The following is a 15,024-nucleotide window of genomic DNA, read 5'->3' on the forward strand; positions in this document are numbered from 1 at the left end:
TGAGCGACCGTGGTGTGCCAGAACGCCGCCCGCATCGACTGCGGATTGACATTTCCAGCGGTTCAAACGATAGTTTCATACAATTGTTTGAAATGCAACCGCAGCAACGGGGGGGTGACCCATGTCGAGCGATCAGACCCGGTCCGCCATTCTCGCCGCCGCCGAGCGGCTCTATGCCGAACGCGGGTTCGGCGACGTCACGCTGCGCGACATTGTCGCGGAGGCCAACGTCAATCTCGCCGCGGTGAACTACCATTTCGGTTCCAAGGACGAGTTGATCGCGGAACTGTTCGTTACCCGCAGCATCCAGACCAATCGCGAACGCCTCAATGAATTGAAGGCGGCGGAGGACAAAGGCGGCGGCCGCGCCGCGATCGAGGACATCATCCGCGCCCTGGTCGGCCCGCCGCTGCGCGGCTGCCTCGGCCCCGACCGCGAAGGCTCGACCGCCGCGCGCTTCATGATCCGCGCCTCGATCGAGTCGGTGCCGCCGATCCGCCGCATCAAGAACCGCGAGGTCGACCACCTGCGCAAATTCGCCGCCGCGATGCGCCGCGCGATGCCTGGCCGCGATGACACCGAGCTCTATTGGGGCCTGCACTTCGCGCTCGCGATGGCCCATCACACCATCCGCGAAAAGGAGCGGCTGATCCGCCTGTCGGACGGCAAATGCGACCTCGACGACGTCGCCGGGATCATCGACCGCGTGGTCGCGGTCTCGGTGGTGGCACTGACCGGCGGGGAAGTTGCGAGCAAGTCGCCTGCCCGGCCGGCAGTCGCGCATGGTCGGCTCACGCGACAGGACCTGTAGGCTGCGCTCGCGGCGCGGCACGCGCGCTCAATCGATGAAGTGGTACTTGTTCGGGACTCTGAAGGTCATCTCGGCGTGCCCCCACGAGATCGCTCTTCTGATCGCCGATATCGGCGACCGCTTTATGACCGTCAGAGGAGCGCGCAGCGCGTCTCGAAGGATGCCCGGCCACAAGCGGGGCCGTCGCCCTTCGAGGCCGCTGGAGGAGCGGCCGGGTGATGGTAGAAACGCCGCGCGCAACTGTGAGCGCTACAGGATTCCCTGCGCCTTCAGCCCTTCGACCTTGGCGCCGTCATAGCCGATCGTCGCCAGCACGTCCTTGGTGTCGGCGCCGAGCAGCGGCGGGGCGCGGTATTCCGTGATCGGGGTGCCCGAGAAGGTCAGCGCGTTGCGGATCAGCGAGAGCTCGGGCTCGAAGGGATGATCGACCTTGACCCGCATGCCGCGCGACTGGACGTGCGGGTCGTTGAACACCTGAGAGAAATCGTTGATCGGACCAGACGGGACGCCGGCCTTCTCGAGTTCCTCCAGCCAGTAGGCAACCGGCTTTTTGAGGAACAGGCCGGCGAAGATCGCCATGATCTCCTTGCCATGCACGACACGGTCGTTGTTCTTGATGAACCGTTTGTCGTTCGCGAGCTCCGGCTCGCCGAGCACCGAGCAAGTGCGCTGGAACTGGCCGTCATTGCCGACCACCAGCATCAGTTCGCCGTCGGTGCAGCGGAACACCCCGGCCGGCATGCCGCCATTGCCCCAGGTGCCGCGGCGCGGCGGGGTCTTGCCGTTGACGAGAAAAATCTGGGCGTAGTGCGACAGCGCGGCGATCACCGTGTCGAACAGGCAGACGTCGACATGCTGCCCCTCCCCGCCATTGGCTTTGCGGTGATAGAGCGCGGCGAGGATGCCGATCGAGGCATTCATGCCGGTCATGTAGTCGACGATCGAGGGGCCAACCTTCATTGGTCCCGCGCCAGGCTCGCCGTCGAGATGGCCGGTTACGCTCATCAACCCGCCCATCGCCTGCAGGATCGCGTCATAACCGGCGCGCGGCGCATAGGGGCCGGTCTGGCCGAAGCCCGTCACCGAGCAATAGATGATGCCGGGGTTGAGCTTCCTGATGGTTTCGTAATCGAGCCCGTAGCGCTTGAGGTCGCCGACCTTGTAGTTCTCCATCATCACGTCGACCGACTTGGCGAGTTCGCGGATGATCGCCTGCCCCTCCGGCTTGGCGATATTGACCGTGACCGACTTCTTGTTGCGGTTGGCGCAGAGATAGAACGAGTTGTTGTTGTTCTGCTTGCCGTCGGGATCGGTGAGGTAAGGCGGGCCGAAGGCGCGGGCATCGTCGCCGCCGCCGGGGCGCTCGATCTTGATCACCTCGGCGCCGAGATCCGCGAGCATCTGGGCCGACAGCGGACCCGCAAGCACGCGCGTCAGGTCGAGAATCTTGATGCCCGAGAGTGGCAGAGCCGACATGAAATCTTCCTCCGAGATTCTTGGGTATTGGTGGCGCCGGATCATATCCGCGCGCGGCAGAGCTTCGCGATACACCATTTTGGCGGAGCGAGCACTGCATTGTCGGCATGAAGCCATCCGCCTGCGGCCTATGTGGGACGGCCGGGCGGGCTTGGCGGGGAACCTAGCCGACGGCGGCCGCAACCGGCAAGGCCGGGGGCGCGGGCGAAGCGCGCAGGCGGTGGCTGAGGTAGCGCAGCATCGGCCGCTCGACCAGGTAATGGATGGCGCAGCCGACCGCGACCGACACCAGCACGCCGGCGACGAAGAACATGAATGGCGACCAAGCGCCGTCGATCAGGCGCGCCCAGACGTCACGAAACGGACGCAGCACCAGGGTGTGGCTGAGATAGATGCTGTAGGACGCGTTGCCCAAAACCGTCAGCCAGCCTGTCGCAGCGGAATCCTCGAGCCGCGGACAGAGCACGAGGCCGCCGACGATCAGCATCGCCGGCAGGCCCGCCGAAAACACTGCGGGCCAGTTGAACTCGGGATAGCCGAGCGCGACGCCGGCGAGCACGAAGACGACGGCGGTCGGCCGCGAGAGGCGCCAGCCGCTCTGGTAGATCATACCGAGTTGGATGCCGAGGATGAATTCGAGAATGATGCCGTCGGTCCAGGTGAACAGCATCGGCGTGGAGATATCGAGATTGCGTCCGAGGATGGCAAGCGTCAGGAAGCCGATGGTAAGGATCGCCATGCCGGTGCGGCGCGGCCACAGGATCGCGAATGCAAACGCCGCATAGAAGAACATCTCGTAATCAAGTGTCCAGCCCTGCCCCAGGATCGGACGCAGATCGTCGGCCGTGCGCAGCACGGGAATGAAGAGGTAGGAGCTGACGATGTAGCGCCATTTGTCGGCGGGAAGCTCGAGCGAATGCGGCGACATCAGTACACCCGCGACCATCACCGTCGTAAGCAGCCAGTACAGCGGCACGATGCGGACGAGGCGGCGAGCCAGAAACGATGTCCACGCGCCGGGCTCCCCAAAGCTCCTGGTCGTCAGGATCATGATGAACCCTGAGATCACGAAGAAGATGTGGATTCCGAACGACCACGGAACATGTGCAAACCATGACGACGCGGCACCGACCTTCTCGCGCAGCCATTCGGTGTGAAAATTGAGATGAAGGATCACGACCATCATCGCCGCGATGCCGCGCAACCACTGGACCGATGGAAGGATGACGCTGGAAGGACCGCGGCGGTCCGGATGCGGTTTCTGCACGGACCGCGCCTCCCTGCGACGGCGTCGCAATTTCTGTCGATTGATCCTGGCGAGCCGCAACCTATCCGCGCTGCGACAATTCGCCAACGCGGACCATCTCTTAACGTTAAGGCGTCAATCTTGATCGGGCCGTCGCCTTTGGCCGGCCGGATCAGCCCGAAACCAGCGCCGGCAGCGCCGCGAGTCCGTGCACGCGATGATCGGGCGCGAGGCCGAGTTCGTCCATCTGCATGCGCAGGGCCTTGAACATGGTGAGCGGCGGCACGAGATCGCTCTTGCGGCAGGCCTCCGCCATCGCTTCCGGCGACACCCGCTCGATCCAGACCGAATTCAAGCCAAACGACTTCGCGCCAATGGCATCCCACGGATTGGAGGATACGAACATGACCTCGGCGGGCCTGACGCCGAGGCGCTCTTCGATCAGCGTATAGGTCTGCGGGTTCGGCTTGAAGACCCGTTTCGAGTCGATGCTGATGGTTGCGTCGAGGATCGAATCCAGACCGGTGTTGCGAACGAGAGTGTTCAGCATGTCCGAGCTGCCATTCGACAGAATGGCGCGCTTGTACTGTTTCAGATCGGCCAGCGCCTGCCTCGCATCCGGATAGAGATCGAGGTGCACGTACTTGTCCATGATACGGTCGAACACGCCGGCGTCGTATTTGAGCCCAAGAATCTTCAACGTGAAGGCAAGCGAGTCCCGGGTGACGACGGAGAAATCCTCATAGCGGCCCATCAGGGTGCGCAACCAGGTGTATTCCAGCTGCTTGAGCCGCCAGATCTGCGTGATCATGTCGCCGTGGCCGGGAAATGCCGCGTCGGTGATCGAGGCGACCGACTGGACGTCGTAGAGGGTGCCGTAGGCGTCGAAGACAACTGCTTTGATGGTCATTGGATGAGCTCCCGTTCGGACGATGGGTTTGCGGTCAGTTGGCGCGAAGGCGGTCGGAATTCGGTTGGCTCAATTTGGCTCGACTCTGCCTTCGCGGCGAGTTCATCCCCGGTTGCAGCCGCGGTACGGGGCAAACCGGTTTACGAAGTCAGCGTCAAGCGGCAAAATAAATAATCGTGATGATGAGTATGATGGAACAGGGCCGGCCGTAGCATGTGAGCTTCGTCAGCCCGAGCTTCGACTGCCTCGGATCGGCGGCGATGGAAGGGCTCGGCATCGAGGTGCCGGCTCGTACGGGCGGCGCAGCAATTCCCGCGTGGTCAGCAAGCTTGCGAACTATCTGGCGAACAACCTCGCCGACCCCGCGGCGGCCGCCGCTGCAATCGGCTCAGCCTGAACGCAGGCCGTCAAGGCTTTGGCCATAGCGTCTGAATGCGTTTGATTGTATCGCCGGTGAGAGTTTTGATCGGTGGGACCTTGTCACCGCCCCTCACCTCCAGCTTGTCCGTCTCCGGGTCATCGCGCTTTCCGCTGCGGAGCGCGGGATTTGCCTCGTACAAATCTCCCGCGCCGTGCGTATGGGCCGTCAAACCGACCGCATGGATGAATTCATGAACGGTCCAGCAGCCGAGAACGCCATTGCCGACCCGCCGAGGAAAATCATCTGACTGCGGATTGGGTCTCATCAGGATGACGGCTTTTCGTACCTGTATTTTCACCTGGTCCTTTATGCCGAAATCCCAGACCTGCTTTTCCGTAATGCCCTGCGCAAACGGCTCAGTAGCGAAATCGAGGTTTACGTTTCGCCCGGCTATCGGAAACGTAAACTGCTCCAGCGCCTCCACCCAAATGTCCGCACCGCCGAATTGGAATGATCCCGCTTCGGGTTGTTCCGTCGGCTTGGCCAGCGCAAGGCCGACGTTGAGCTTCAGATTGTTGAAGAGATCGGTGAAGTCCTTGACGGCCTTCGGAACGACGTTGGACCAGATGGGCGAGCTCGTCACGCTCTTACCCTGAAACACCGTCAGGATCCGACGCTTGCTTGTGATGCCGTCGTACCACGGCACATCGGGCCCTGCCACGACTTCACCCGAGTCCTTTCTGATTCCATCGGCAAGCACTGCTGACGACCATGGCTGGCTGATCCAGTTTCTGCATCTCCCGGTCGAGAGAGGCGATGGTCATCTTGCCAACGATGTTATCGGCCTGAGTCTGGTAGCTGAAATTGATGATGCTTCGCTTCTTCTTGTAAGACAGGACCGCAGCGGCAGTGGATGGACCATAGGTCTTGGTGGAGAGCTCGCCGGCACTGATCTCCGCGTCGTCAAGCGCCTTGAGGGCTATCTGAATTTTGGCAACGTGCTCTCCGCGGGCACCGGGAACGACATGCGCGGGATCACTGACCAGGCAGGCCTGAAGTTTCGCATCGTTCTTGAACAGCGTGGACTGTAACGCCATGGCGCGTTCCTCCTCGGTGCGGTCACGGACTTTACGAAAGGCGCCTCCCCCGAGACCTGGCGCAACGCAAAAGCATTTTGGACAAATCGTGAAACAGAAGCTTCAAGTCTCGCAGAAACCCTGGTTTCCCGCAAGCTGGAGCCCAAAGGTGCATGGGTAAGGCCGGGCGGATTGATGATTTCGTCGCCGGTCTAAATGGAGGACGGACCTACGCAGTTGGGCCAACCTTGCGCCCTCATCTGACGTTGTGGCGCCAAAATGCCGTAGTAGCATCAGCCACCCGACCAATCAGACAAGATTTCGAGATGTGAAGCCGTGCCGAGATGAATTGATCTCAACATAGTGAGGAAGACAATGAGAACCGGAAGCTCAATCCTGACGTTCGCTCTATTCTCATCCCTATGCATGCCCGCCTTGGCACAAGAGGCTGCGGCTCCTCCGCTCGTCAAACAGCTCAACAACGGCAACTGGCTGCCGCAGAAGGAAGCCGAGGACCTGCGCGACGAGTTGTTCTACCAGCGCGCCATTCACGCCTATATGACGATGCTGCCCGCGCTCAACACCATCGGGATGAAGGATGGATCGGAGGCGGCCTTCGGCAAGGGCTACAACGTCCTGCCGATCTGGAAGGACCGGATGGACGCGCGCACCTGGGTGCCGACGCCCAATGCCGACGTCATCTACTCCATGAGCTATCTCGACCTGAAGGAGACCGGGCCGCTCGTCGTCGCCGCGCCGGCGAACGTCATCGGGATGTTCACCGACTTCTTCCAACGCACGATCACCGACGTTGGCCTGATCGGACCGGATCGTGCGCGCGGTGGCCTCTATCTTCTGCTGCCGCCGGACTATGGCGGCGATATCCCGCAGGGCTACTTCGCGTTCAAATCGCAAACCTACAATGTCCTGCTCTTCTTCCGCACCGTCATGAAGAAAGGCGAGAACGCGCCGGATCCGAAGGAAGCCGTCGCGGCCGCCGAGCAGACCCGCGTCTATCCGCTGTGGACGCCGGAGAAGGACGTCAAGCCGATGCAGTTTCCGAACGCAAGCGGCAAGCGCATCAACATGATGTATCCGGTCGACAATGCGTTCTGGACCAAGCTCAAGGCGTTCATCGACTACGAACCGGCCTCCGCCATCGATCCCGAGCTGCGCGGCGTGCTGGCCTCGATCGGGATGATCAAGGGACAGCCGTTCAACCCGAACCAGAAGCAGCAGGCGCTGCTGCAAAAGGCGGTCGAGACCGCGCCCAGGATGATCCTGGCGATGCGGCAGCTCGGCCGGCCGGACGAGCGGGACAGGTACTACAGGGACAGGCAGTATCTGAACACGTGGGCCGCCGGCACAGCGGAGTGGCTGCAGGACGGCTATCTCGATGTGAACCAGCGCGCGAGCTACTTCCAGATCGCGTTTTCGACGGCGTCCGCGATGGTCATGAGGACGCTGGGCGCCGGCTCAAAGTATCCGTTCACGCTGCGCGATGCGAATGGCGACTTCCTCATGGGCTCGAATACCTACAGACTGCACCTGCCGCCAAATCCGCCGGCCGCGCTGTTCTGGGCCGTCACCGCCTACAACGTCACCGACGGAACGATGGTCGAAGCGCCGCAGCTCCTGCCCTCGATCAACAGCCTCGGCAAGGTGGCGACGAACAGCGACGGGTCGATCGATATCTGGTTCGGTCCCGCGAAACCCGCCGAAGCCGCCGATACGAACTTCATTCAGACTGTCAACGGGCGGAATTTCCTGGCGGCCGTGCGCCTTTACGGCACCGGCGTCGAGTTCTTCGACCAGACCTGGAAACCAGACGACGTCGTGAAGGTGAAGTGATGTTGCGCGGGGTCGTGGCTCAATTGAGAACTGCGATCCCGGACGTCTCAATCAAAAAGGGGAGTGCGCAATGAGGACGACATCGACCAATGATCTTGTTTCCACGCGACGCGACGCGCTGAAGAGTGGCATTGGCGCGGCATCACTCGCTGTGTCGGCCGGCAGAGCGGCTGTTCCGGTCGCGGTGTCGACAGCATCGGTCGCCGTCACGACCACGACGGCCCAGGCTCAGCAGGCCATTGCCACGACGTCCGACGTGACGGAGCCGGCAACGGGCATAGTGATGTTCCCGGACTATGCAAAGGCGGTCGCGCAGATGGCCTACATCTGGGGCTGGCCCATCATCAACATGATCAACCGCAGGGCCGCCATCACGCAAGCACCGCAGCCTGGTCATCTCAACGGTGTGCTGCCTGCCGCCCCGCGCGGCCAGATTGCGATGCTCGCCGACTACATCGAGCCTTCCGAGACCTTCGTGACTTGTCCCAATCAGGACGTGGTTTATGGCCTTGGCTTCTTCTCACTCGATGAGGAGCCGGTGGTGATCCAGGTGCCGGATTTCGGCGGCCGCTTCTGGGTCTATGCCCTCTATGATGCGCGCACCGACCAGTTCGGCGAGCTCGGCAAGCCCTACAACACGCGGCCGGGATTTTATCTGCTTGCAGGCCCGAACTGGAAGGGCCTCAAGCCATACGGCATCAGCGAAGTGGTCCGGTGCTCCACTTCGCTGGCCAACGCCATTCCGCGCGTCTTCCAGGACGATACGCCGGAGGACAAGAAGGCGATCCAGCCGGTCATCAACCAGATTGTCGCTTACCCGCTGAAGGATTTCACCGGCAAGATGAAGACGATCGAATGGAGCAAGGCGCCAACCATCCAAGGGCCGAAATCGACCGGCGAGGAAACGAAGTGGGTAATCCCGGAGAAGTTCTTCGATCAGTTCGGCGAAGCCCTCGACATCGTCGATCCCCTGCCCGGCGAGCAAGCCATGTACGGCCAGTTCCGCTTGCTGCTCGATGCAGCCGCTAAGGACCCCGAACTGAAGAAGGTGCTGGTCGCGAGCGCTATCGACACGGAAGACAAGATCATCAAGGCGTTCTTCCAGTGGAAGCACAATGGTCGTCCGGCGGGTAACGGATGGAATCGCTCGACCAACAATGCGCAGTTTGGCATCGACTACTTCAATCGCACGGGCACGGCGAAGTCGAATATGTTCGACAACAGGCCGACGGAGACGCAATATTTCTACACCGACAATGATGGCGCAGGTGGTGAGCTCACTGGCGGCGGCAGCTACGAGATCACGTTCCCGGCGGGGCAAGAGCCGCCGGTCAATGGCTTCTGGTCGTTGACGCTCTACAACGACAAGCACCTCTTCCACGCGAATGATCTCAAGCGTTATTCTCTCGGCACCAAGAACAAGAACCTCAAGCGCGACGCCGACGGCTCGCTCACGCTCTACGTCGGCGCCAAATCGCCCGGAGGAGACAAGCAAGCGAACTGGCTGCCGGCGCCGGATGGGCATTTCTCGCTCTACATCCGCGCCTACTGGGGCAAGGAGGGCATCCTCGACGGCTCATGGCAGCCGCCGGTCATCAAGAAAGTGACGTGACGCGCCGCGGCCGCAATTCACACGTGGTCCAGCGAACTTGCGAATGATCTGACGGACAGTCTCGCCCAGACCGGCGTTTCGCCCTGGGCCTCGGCTAACAAATTTGCCCGCTATTAACTTTTGTGAGTGTCCGCGTGCGGGACGTGGCGTAAGTCGCTTTGCATCAGCGAGTGGATTGGCTCGCCGGGTCTGGGGGCGCCGAAATGACCGCTTCGTCCGAAAAGATCTCTCCTCTCCGCAGGCACGCTGCCGATGCGCTTCGTCGCGCGCGTAGACTTCCGATCGGTCCCGCCAGAAACGATCTGCGGCAACTCGCGCTTGGCCTGCGATGGCTCGAAAGAAACGGTTATACAGCCAAGGTCGAAGCCCGGATCGAAGCGATTGCAAAGTGACCCGCCGCGGCGCTTCGGAACGGCAGGTCCGCAAGTGAGATAGTTTGGCCGGCACGGTTGGCGCGAGTAAGGCTACTCGAGGCCTCGGCTTCAGTCTGAAAGGCCAGGATTCGGCCGGTGCGTATCTGTCCCTCGATGTCGATACAAGTACCTCGGTTTCGCCGGGCGAACTGTTTAGCGAGTGCCCGTTCGACCGACGTCGGCAAGTCCCTGGACCTGTCGCACTTTGGCTCGCCGGACGTCCCGGCCGGAACCGAAGGAACCGCGCAGCGGGTTGGGTCTTATCCCACGCAATCGTCGGGCCATAAAATCAGGGAGAAACAATCCATGCGCCAGCAACTCACGCTCGCCGCTATGGCGTTGCTGATCGGGACGTCATCGTCATGGGCTCAAGGGCATATGGGTAGTCCGCAGGAGCAGCAGGCCTGCAGGCGAGACGCACAGCGCTTCTGCCGGCAGCAAATGGCCGATGACAACGCGGTTCAGCAATGCTTGCAGCAAAATCGCGCGAAGCTGAGCAAGAGCTGCTCGAAGGTATTCCAGAGCCACGGGATGTAGTCGCGTCCTCAAGGAGACGACGGAATCGCTGCGCTGCAGCCACCAGCCGGTACTGTTGAATGACTGCGAAGCATGAACTCGCGCGGCACCAGCGCAGATTGTTCTATTGCGGCGAAGGTGTTATGATAAGGAATTCTACCATTAATAGCAAAATCGACTCGACCTGCAACTCTTGCTGGTGTAGTTATCTCAGGTAGAAAAAACCCGACCAAGGGGGCAACCTGGTCGGGTCTCTTCGACGCCAGCTACTTAGGAGTCTTCCCCCTCTGAGAAAGGGGGTCTTCAGGCTTAAGAGCCGCCAGCACCGGGGGTTAGGGCGGTTTCGATCTTGCCGAAGTTGGTAATCAACTGCGAACCGACACCCTTAACAGCTCCGATGATGGCGATTGCGATGCCAGCGGCAATCAAGCCGTATTCGATCGCGGTAGCGCCGGATTCGTCGGCAATGAACTTAGTGAGAACGTTACGCAACTTGCTATCTCCCTGTGGTTTGCGTTGGGCAACCCAACCGTGCACAATATATAAATTGGAATCTAAGGTTGTATTACCGCAAACGCCAACCTTCCTAAAAGTTGTTAACCTTTATTATTTCAATCCTGAGTAGGCAATCCATTGGATGCACGAGCCCGATCCGACGAGAGGCCATGAAGCTCGATTGGAAAGCTCGAAATGCCGACTGAGGCCGAAGGCGTTCGCGCCCTGTCCCAGGCGGACGCGCTCCCAGCCTGTGGGATGAGGAGCCTTCGCTGCAAGTGCGTCCGGGGTCCATGAACAACCCGCAGAAGAAGGCGCCATCACCTGCCCTCCTCACCGCCCCCTGCCTGTTCTGGTGCCGGAGTTATCCACAGAACATCCACCGGTGGCCCGCAACAGATTGGCAACCAAGCAAGAACCTGACACGAAACCGCCACCCCCGCGTCACTCTTCTCCAGCCAGCCGCCGAGGGGCCAACGGGCAAAAAAGATGAAGAGCCTCAACCTCCCGACGCCCTTAAGCTTCGCAAGGCTCCGATGCCGGACATTCTCAACCGCTGCGGTTCATGACCGCCGCCAAAAGGTCGCCCGACGCGCATGGCAGTGCACGCCGGGCCAAGGTTCACTTGAACTGGAATCGCCAGGATCGGCCGGCTCAGGGTGAACGCTGGACGGGCGATTGGTGGGAAACTTGATTTGGGTCAAGCTCTAGGAACTTTTTCACGGCCCGACAACGAGAGCCGCACATGCGGCAGGCGCGGCGCTGACGCACGGCCTGACTTCCGTTGGAATCGGTCGACCGTCCCCAGCCATGGGCTACCGGATGACGGTCCAGCGTCCTATCTTGGAACGAAACCCCAAAGCCCGAATAGTTTCAGTTTGCGTGGAGTGGAGTGATGCGTCGCTCGCGTTCGATGTTCCATTCTTTGATGATGTTGGCGATCGAGGCAAACCAGGTGGTTGGTCTCCGCACGATGAAGCTCATGCGCGGCGGTAGAGGTGCCCGGCGCGAAGCCGAGCTGATGGTCCGAGAGAAAATGGATGCGGCTTTGGATGCAACCGCCAGAGTCATGGCGGGCGCTTCCGGCGATGCGATCGTTCGCCGATACCGGCGGCGCGTGGCGGCAAACGCCAAGCGGCTCAAAAAACCAGTATCGATCCGAAAGCGGAGCCGACGCCGCAGATAATCTTGCGGGGCGAGACTTTCGAGCGTGGCAATGAGGTGGCCGGCCGGCCAGCGGAACCGGCGAGCCGGATCGTTCAAAGTTTCCGGCGACAGCGCTCAAGCCACCAGTGCGGACCGCACCCTCCCCTTGGAGGCTATCTGCTCGCACGCCACTACTCCGCCGCGACTCAGGATTTGGTTCTCCCTCGGGTCTGGTGGCTTGTCGAGTGGAGACCGCGCTATGCGTGGAACGGCCATGCAATTCGTGCGCGTCGTCAGTCGCGTCGAGCAAATGGAAATATGGAACGCGAACAGAAACGGCTTTTCGTTCGTAATCAGCTATGAGAGCCACGGCGGCTCCGGCCTTCAGGGACGAACCGGCTACGTGGCGTCGTGGCGCCCGATCAATCGCAACAGGTCCGCGATCAGGGTTGGCGGCTCGCCCTTCAAAACGCTCGCTGAAGCCGAAGAAGCCTGCGAGGCCATGCTTGGCCACCTGACGGCAAACGGGCCCATACCGGGAGAAGAGCGATGAGAGTCCTTGCCGCGACGCTTACTTTGCTTGTTTCGAATGCCGCCGCCGCTCAACAGTGCCAGACTTGCTCAACGGCCGACGCCTGCATAAAGGCATATGTCAAGTCCACGTCGGACGCCCAAAGCGCGACCAAGCAGGCAATCCGGGATTGGAAGCAGAATCTGGACAGAAAGGCCTCTGCTGAATTGTCCAGCAGAGGCGCACTCGCGTTGCAAGACGCCATGGAAGCGCAAGTCCGTGCGGAGCTTGAACGTCTGAAGGAGTGCCTGGCCAACATCAGGTAGCCGCCCGGCGACACGTAACACACAACGGCGGATTCGCAATCGCCGGCCACAATGCCGGTCCGCCGACGCCGCCAGGCCGCACCCGCAAGACTAATTGCTATCTTCAACAGAAGCCGGCGCTCTGCTTCGTACCTCCTCGCTTTTGGGGGTGGGGGCTCCTGTGGATCTATTTCGGGCTGAAAAGGTTGCGACTCTCGAGGACCAATCTGACAAAAAGTGCCATGCCTGCACTGGAAAACTCATTCTTGTCAGAACGATCGTTGAATCCGATAGCGGCGCTTTACTTCATATGTTCGAGTGCGAATGCGGCGCGCGCACCTGGTCCGACTAAGCGATGACAGGCGGCCCGCCCGGATCAAACCGGGCAGGCTTTGATTTTGTTGGCAATCGAGCCTGAGGGGTCGTCGCTTCCGGGTACGCCGGCGGCGTTCGCCTGCCCCTGACAAACGCCAGACATAAAGTCCACTGAAACCCGGCGGCACAGCAGGGCAAGGCCCCGCTGCTTACTGCGCGGTCAGCCCACCGTCGACCACCATTGCCGATCCGGTCATGAAGCCCGCATCGTCGGACGCCAGGAACACAATGGCGAGCGCGATGTCCTCGGCGACGCCAAGCCGGCCAATCGGGTGCGCCTTCATCGCAACATTGCGAGCACTCTCAACATCTTTGCCGGCCCGCGCGGCCCGCACCGCGAAGGTCTGCGCGCCCATATCCGTCTCGATCACGCCGGGATGGACCGAGTTGACACGAATTTTCCACCCCTTGCCGGCAAAGGAAAGGGCAGCCGACTTGGTGAACAGCGTCACGCCACCCTTTGTCATCGAGTAGAGTGAGTCGAGCTGCGAGCCCACGATACCGGCGACCGACGAAAGGTTCACGATTGCCGAGCCGTGCCGGCTCGAGCTGCCGCTCTCGGCGAGCGCGGGAGCACACACCTTCGTGCCGAGCCAGACGCCCGTCATGTTGACGGCGACGAGGCGATTCCAATCCTCCATGGTGGCGTCCATCAGGTCCTTGCCCAGGAACATGCCGGCGTTGTTCACGAGAATGTCGAGTTTGCCGAACTGTTTGGTTGCTTCAGCAACAGCAGCCGCCCAGGCGGCCTCCGTGGTTACGTCAAGAGCGAGCGCGAACGCCTTGCCGCCCGCGTTGGATATTTCGCTGGCTGTCTGCCGCAGGCTATCGGCCAGCACGTCACCGATGATGACCGTGGCACCTGCCGCGGCCATCTTGCGCGCCGTTTCGGCGCCGATGCCGCGCGCGGCACCTGAGATCAATGCGACCTTTCCATCCAAACGGTTCATGTCGGCCCTCCTCCCCGCTCGCCGCGTGCAAGCGCATCGTATCACATAGATCGCGCCGATATGCCGGGACCGTCTTCAGTGCGTCCGAGGATTGTGTCATCGCGCGCACAAGGCGGTGCGCGCCAAGCCGCAGGCGCCTGGCGCGGCGCGGCAAGTGGCCGTTCAGGATGTGCAGCCGGCGCGCGGCGATCTCCTCGCGCTTATGCTCGTTGGGCTCGGCACAGGCGCGCATATCCTACATGAACGCGCGCGACCTTGGACGGAAGTTCGGGCTGCCTGGATGTATCGATCGCGGCTTGGTCCTACGACCGTCACCGTTCGCGCTTCGCCCGCATCGCGGCGGCGAATGTCCTGCCCTCGTTCACCCACATATCGAGCGGCAGGTCGTTGAGGTGCTTAACGTAGATGCGATGGGTGTCACACAGCCCGTCGTCATCGAACGCAAAATACCAATAGCTTTTCCCATGCCGGTACAGCTTCAGGCAGGGGTCGCCGATCAGGTGGACGACCGTCTTTGTGTTGAACATCGTCAGTTGTTGCTTCGTTCGATAACCCGGACGCCCGCGTCACGGGCGGTCGTGGTGTTGCCACTTGCAGCGACAGGAAGCCGCCTAAGTAATACGTGATTTCAAATTGGACATTGACCGCCTGCCCCTCTTCGAACCGCACGAGGTCAACCCTGGAAGCCATCTCGACATCGAAGCCGCACCGATTGGGCGACTTCCGGTGTCTTCGGACCTCGAACCAAGCAATTGGAAAAGGTGTGCCGTAGCCCGCAGGCTGCACGATCCCAGCAGTCAGTGATATAGCAACGACCCGGCGCAAATCTCTTGGGAATTTTCGCCATTTATTTGTTGTTTCGCGCCAGTCGGCAGCATGTGAGACTGGAGAACGGCGCGGTCACCGCGTTGGTACACAAAGGCGGTGCGCGATGTGGCGCGACGCCGTCGTCCGACATCGTCGAAGTCGG

General features: G+C 61.3%; 15 protein-coding genes. 7 read left to right on the forward strand and 8 right to left on the reverse strand.

What is annotated here, in order from left to right:
• Positions 1 to 121: 121 nt before the first annotated feature.
• Positions 122 to 811, forward strand: coding sequence for a TetR/AcrR family transcriptional regulator (locus tag JQ553_RS05690; protein ID WP_212498938.1), 690 nt, complete (start codon positions 122 to 124; stop codon positions 809 to 811).
• A gap of 249 nt (positions 812 to 1,060) precedes the next feature.
• Here the strand turns inward: JQ553_RS05690 and JQ553_RS05695 are convergent, their stop codons facing one another.
• From JQ553_RS05695 to JQ553_RS05715, 5 genes are all read right to left on the reverse strand, one after another.
• The gene (locus JQ553_RS05695; RefSeq protein ID WP_212498939.1) at positions 1,061 to 2,287 is read right to left on the reverse strand and encodes a CaiB/BaiF CoA-transferase family protein; all 1,227 of its coding nucleotides are present in this window, start codon (positions 2,285 to 2,287) and stop codon (positions 1,061 to 1,063) included.
• A 163-nt stretch (positions 2,288 to 2,450) separates the two neighbouring features.
• Positions 2,451 to 3,554 carry an acyltransferase gene (locus JQ553_RS05700; RefSeq protein WP_212498940.1) on the reverse strand — a complete coding sequence of 368 codons (1,104 nt, stop codon included), beginning with the start codon at positions 3,552 to 3,554 and terminating at the stop codon, positions 2,451 to 2,453.
• Between the two features lie 151 nt (positions 3,555 to 3,705).
• On the reverse strand, positions 3,706 to 4,443 hold the full coding sequence (locus JQ553_RS05705) for a haloacid dehalogenase type II (protein WP_212498941.1): 738 nt from the start codon (positions 4,441 to 4,443) through the stop codon (positions 3,706 to 3,708).
• A gap of 407 nt (positions 4,444 to 4,850) precedes the next feature.
• On the reverse strand, positions 4,851 to 5,525 hold the full coding sequence (locus JQ553_RS05710) for a hypothetical protein (protein ID WP_212498942.1): 675 nt from the start codon (positions 5,523 to 5,525) through the stop codon (positions 4,851 to 4,853).
• Between the two features lie 4 nt (positions 5,526 to 5,529).
• Positions 5,530 to 5,901 carry a peptidoglycan-binding protein gene (locus tag JQ553_RS05715; protein ID WP_212498943.1) on the reverse strand — a complete coding sequence of 124 codons (372 nt, stop codon included), beginning with the start codon at positions 5,899 to 5,901 and terminating at the stop codon, positions 5,530 to 5,532.
• A 405-nt stretch (positions 5,902 to 6,306) separates the two neighbouring features.
• On the opposite strand from JQ553_RS05715, the gene JQ553_RS05720 reads away from it, so the two are divergent.
• The 3 genes from JQ553_RS05720 to JQ553_RS05730 all read left to right on the forward strand — a co-directional run bounded on the left by JQ553_RS05720 (position 6,307) and on the right by JQ553_RS05730 (position 10,293).
• Complete coding sequence (locus JQ553_RS05720; RefSeq protein WP_409363034.1) at positions 6,307 to 7,731, forward strand: DUF1254 domain-containing protein; 1,425 nt, start codon at positions 6,307 to 6,309, stop codon at positions 7,729 to 7,731.
• Between the two features lie 70 nt (positions 7,732 to 7,801).
• Positions 7,802 to 9,343, forward strand: a complete 1,542-nt coding sequence (locus JQ553_RS05725; protein WP_212498945.1) for a DUF1254 domain-containing protein — start codon at positions 7,802 to 7,804, stop codon at positions 9,341 to 9,343.
• Positions 9,344 to 10,062: 719 nt separating this feature from the next.
• A complete protein-coding gene (locus JQ553_RS05730) occupies positions 10,063 to 10,293 on the forward strand; it encodes a cysteine rich repeat-containing protein (protein ID WP_212498946.1) in 231 nt (76 codons plus the stop codon).
• Positions 10,294 to 10,581: 288 nt separating this feature from the next.
• Here the strand turns inward: JQ553_RS05730 and JQ553_RS05735 are convergent, their stop codons facing one another.
• On the reverse strand, positions 10,582 to 10,764 hold the full coding sequence (locus JQ553_RS05735; protein ID WP_212498947.1) for a Flp family type IVb pilin: 183 nt from the start codon (positions 10,762 to 10,764) through the stop codon (positions 10,582 to 10,584).
• Between the two features lie 898 nt (positions 10,765 to 11,662).
• On the opposite strand from JQ553_RS05735, the gene JQ553_RS05740 reads away from it, so the two are divergent.
• The 3 genes from JQ553_RS05740 to JQ553_RS05750 all read left to right on the forward strand — a co-directional run bounded on the left by JQ553_RS05740 (position 11,663) and on the right by JQ553_RS05750 (position 12,750).
• Positions 11,663 to 11,953: a hypothetical protein gene (locus JQ553_RS05740; RefSeq protein WP_249143999.1), complete on the forward strand. Its 291-nt coding sequence runs from the start codon at positions 11,663 to 11,665 to the stop codon at positions 11,951 to 11,953.
• Positions 11,954 to 12,172: 219 nt separating this feature from the next.
• The gene (locus JQ553_RS05745; RefSeq protein ID WP_212498948.1) at positions 12,173 to 12,466 is read left to right on the forward strand and encodes a hypothetical protein; all 294 of its coding nucleotides are present in this window, start codon (positions 12,173 to 12,175) and stop codon (positions 12,464 to 12,466) included.
• Positions 12,463 to 12,750, forward strand: a complete 288-nt coding sequence (locus JQ553_RS05750; protein WP_212498949.1) for a hypothetical protein — start codon at positions 12,463 to 12,465, stop codon at positions 12,748 to 12,750. The genes JQ553_RS05745 and JQ553_RS05750 overlap by 4 nt, the downstream gene beginning before the upstream one ends.
• Positions 12,751 to 13,253: 503 nt before the next feature.
• On the opposite strand, the gene JQ553_RS05755 is transcribed toward JQ553_RS05750, so the two are convergent.
• Positions 13,254 to 14,054, reverse strand: a complete 801-nt coding sequence (locus JQ553_RS05755; protein WP_212498950.1) for an SDR family NAD(P)-dependent oxidoreductase — start codon at positions 14,052 to 14,054, stop codon at positions 13,254 to 13,256.
• A 311-nt stretch (positions 14,055 to 14,365) separates the two neighbouring features.
• Positions 14,366 to 14,581 carry a hypothetical protein gene (locus tag JQ553_RS05760; protein WP_212498951.1) on the reverse strand — a complete coding sequence of 72 codons (216 nt, stop codon included), beginning with the start codon at positions 14,579 to 14,581 and terminating at the stop codon, positions 14,366 to 14,368.
• Positions 14,582 to 15,024: the final 443 nt, after the last annotated feature.

Source organism: Bradyrhizobium lablabi (assembly GCF_018131005.1).
GTDB lineage: Bacteria > Pseudomonadota > Alphaproteobacteria > Rhizobiales > Xanthobacteraceae > Bradyrhizobium > Bradyrhizobium lablabi_D.

Coding starts and splice junctions, on each gene's coding strand:
- JQ553_RS05750 (WP_212498949.1), top strand. CDS start 12,463: ATGAGAGTCCTTGCCGCGACGCTTACTTTGCTTGTTTCGAATGCCGCC.
- JQ553_RS05725 (WP_212498945.1), top strand. CDS start 7,802: ATGAGGACGACATCGACCAATGATCTTGTTTCCACGCGACGCGACGCG.
- JQ553_RS05705 (WP_212498941.1), bottom strand. CDS start 4,443: ATGACCATCAAAGCAGTTGTCTTCGACGCCTACGGCACCCTCTACGAC.
- JQ553_RS05720 (WP_409363034.1), top strand. CDS start 6,307: ATGCCCGCCTTGGCACAAGAGGCTGCGGCTCCTCCGCTCGTCAAACAG.
- JQ553_RS05730 (WP_212498946.1), top strand. CDS start 10,063: ATGCGCCAGCAACTCACGCTCGCCGCTATGGCGTTGCTGATCGGGACG.
- JQ553_RS05695 (WP_212498939.1), bottom strand. CDS start 2,287: ATGTCGGCTCTGCCACTCTCGGGCATCAAGATTCTCGACCTGACGCGC.
- JQ553_RS05760 (WP_212498951.1), bottom strand. CDS start 14,581: ATGTTCAACACAAAGACGGTCGTCCACCTGATCGGCGACCCCTGCCTG.
- JQ553_RS05755 (WP_212498950.1), bottom strand. CDS start 14,054: ATGAACCGTTTGGATGGAAAGGTCGCATTGATCTCAGGTGCCGCGCGC.
- JQ553_RS05745 (WP_212498948.1), top strand. CDS start 12,173: ATGCGTGGAACGGCCATGCAATTCGTGCGCGTCGTCAGTCGCGTCGAG.
- JQ553_RS05740 (WP_249143999.1), top strand. CDS start 11,663: ATGCGTCGCTCGCGTTCGATGTTCCATTCTTTGATGATGTTGGCGATC.
- JQ553_RS05715 (WP_212498943.1), bottom strand. CDS start 5,901: ATGGCGTTACAGTCCACGCTGTTCAAGAACGATGCGAAACTTCAGGCC.
- JQ553_RS05690 (WP_212498938.1), top strand. CDS start 122: ATGTCGAGCGATCAGACCCGGTCCGCCATTCTCGCCGCCGCCGAGCGG.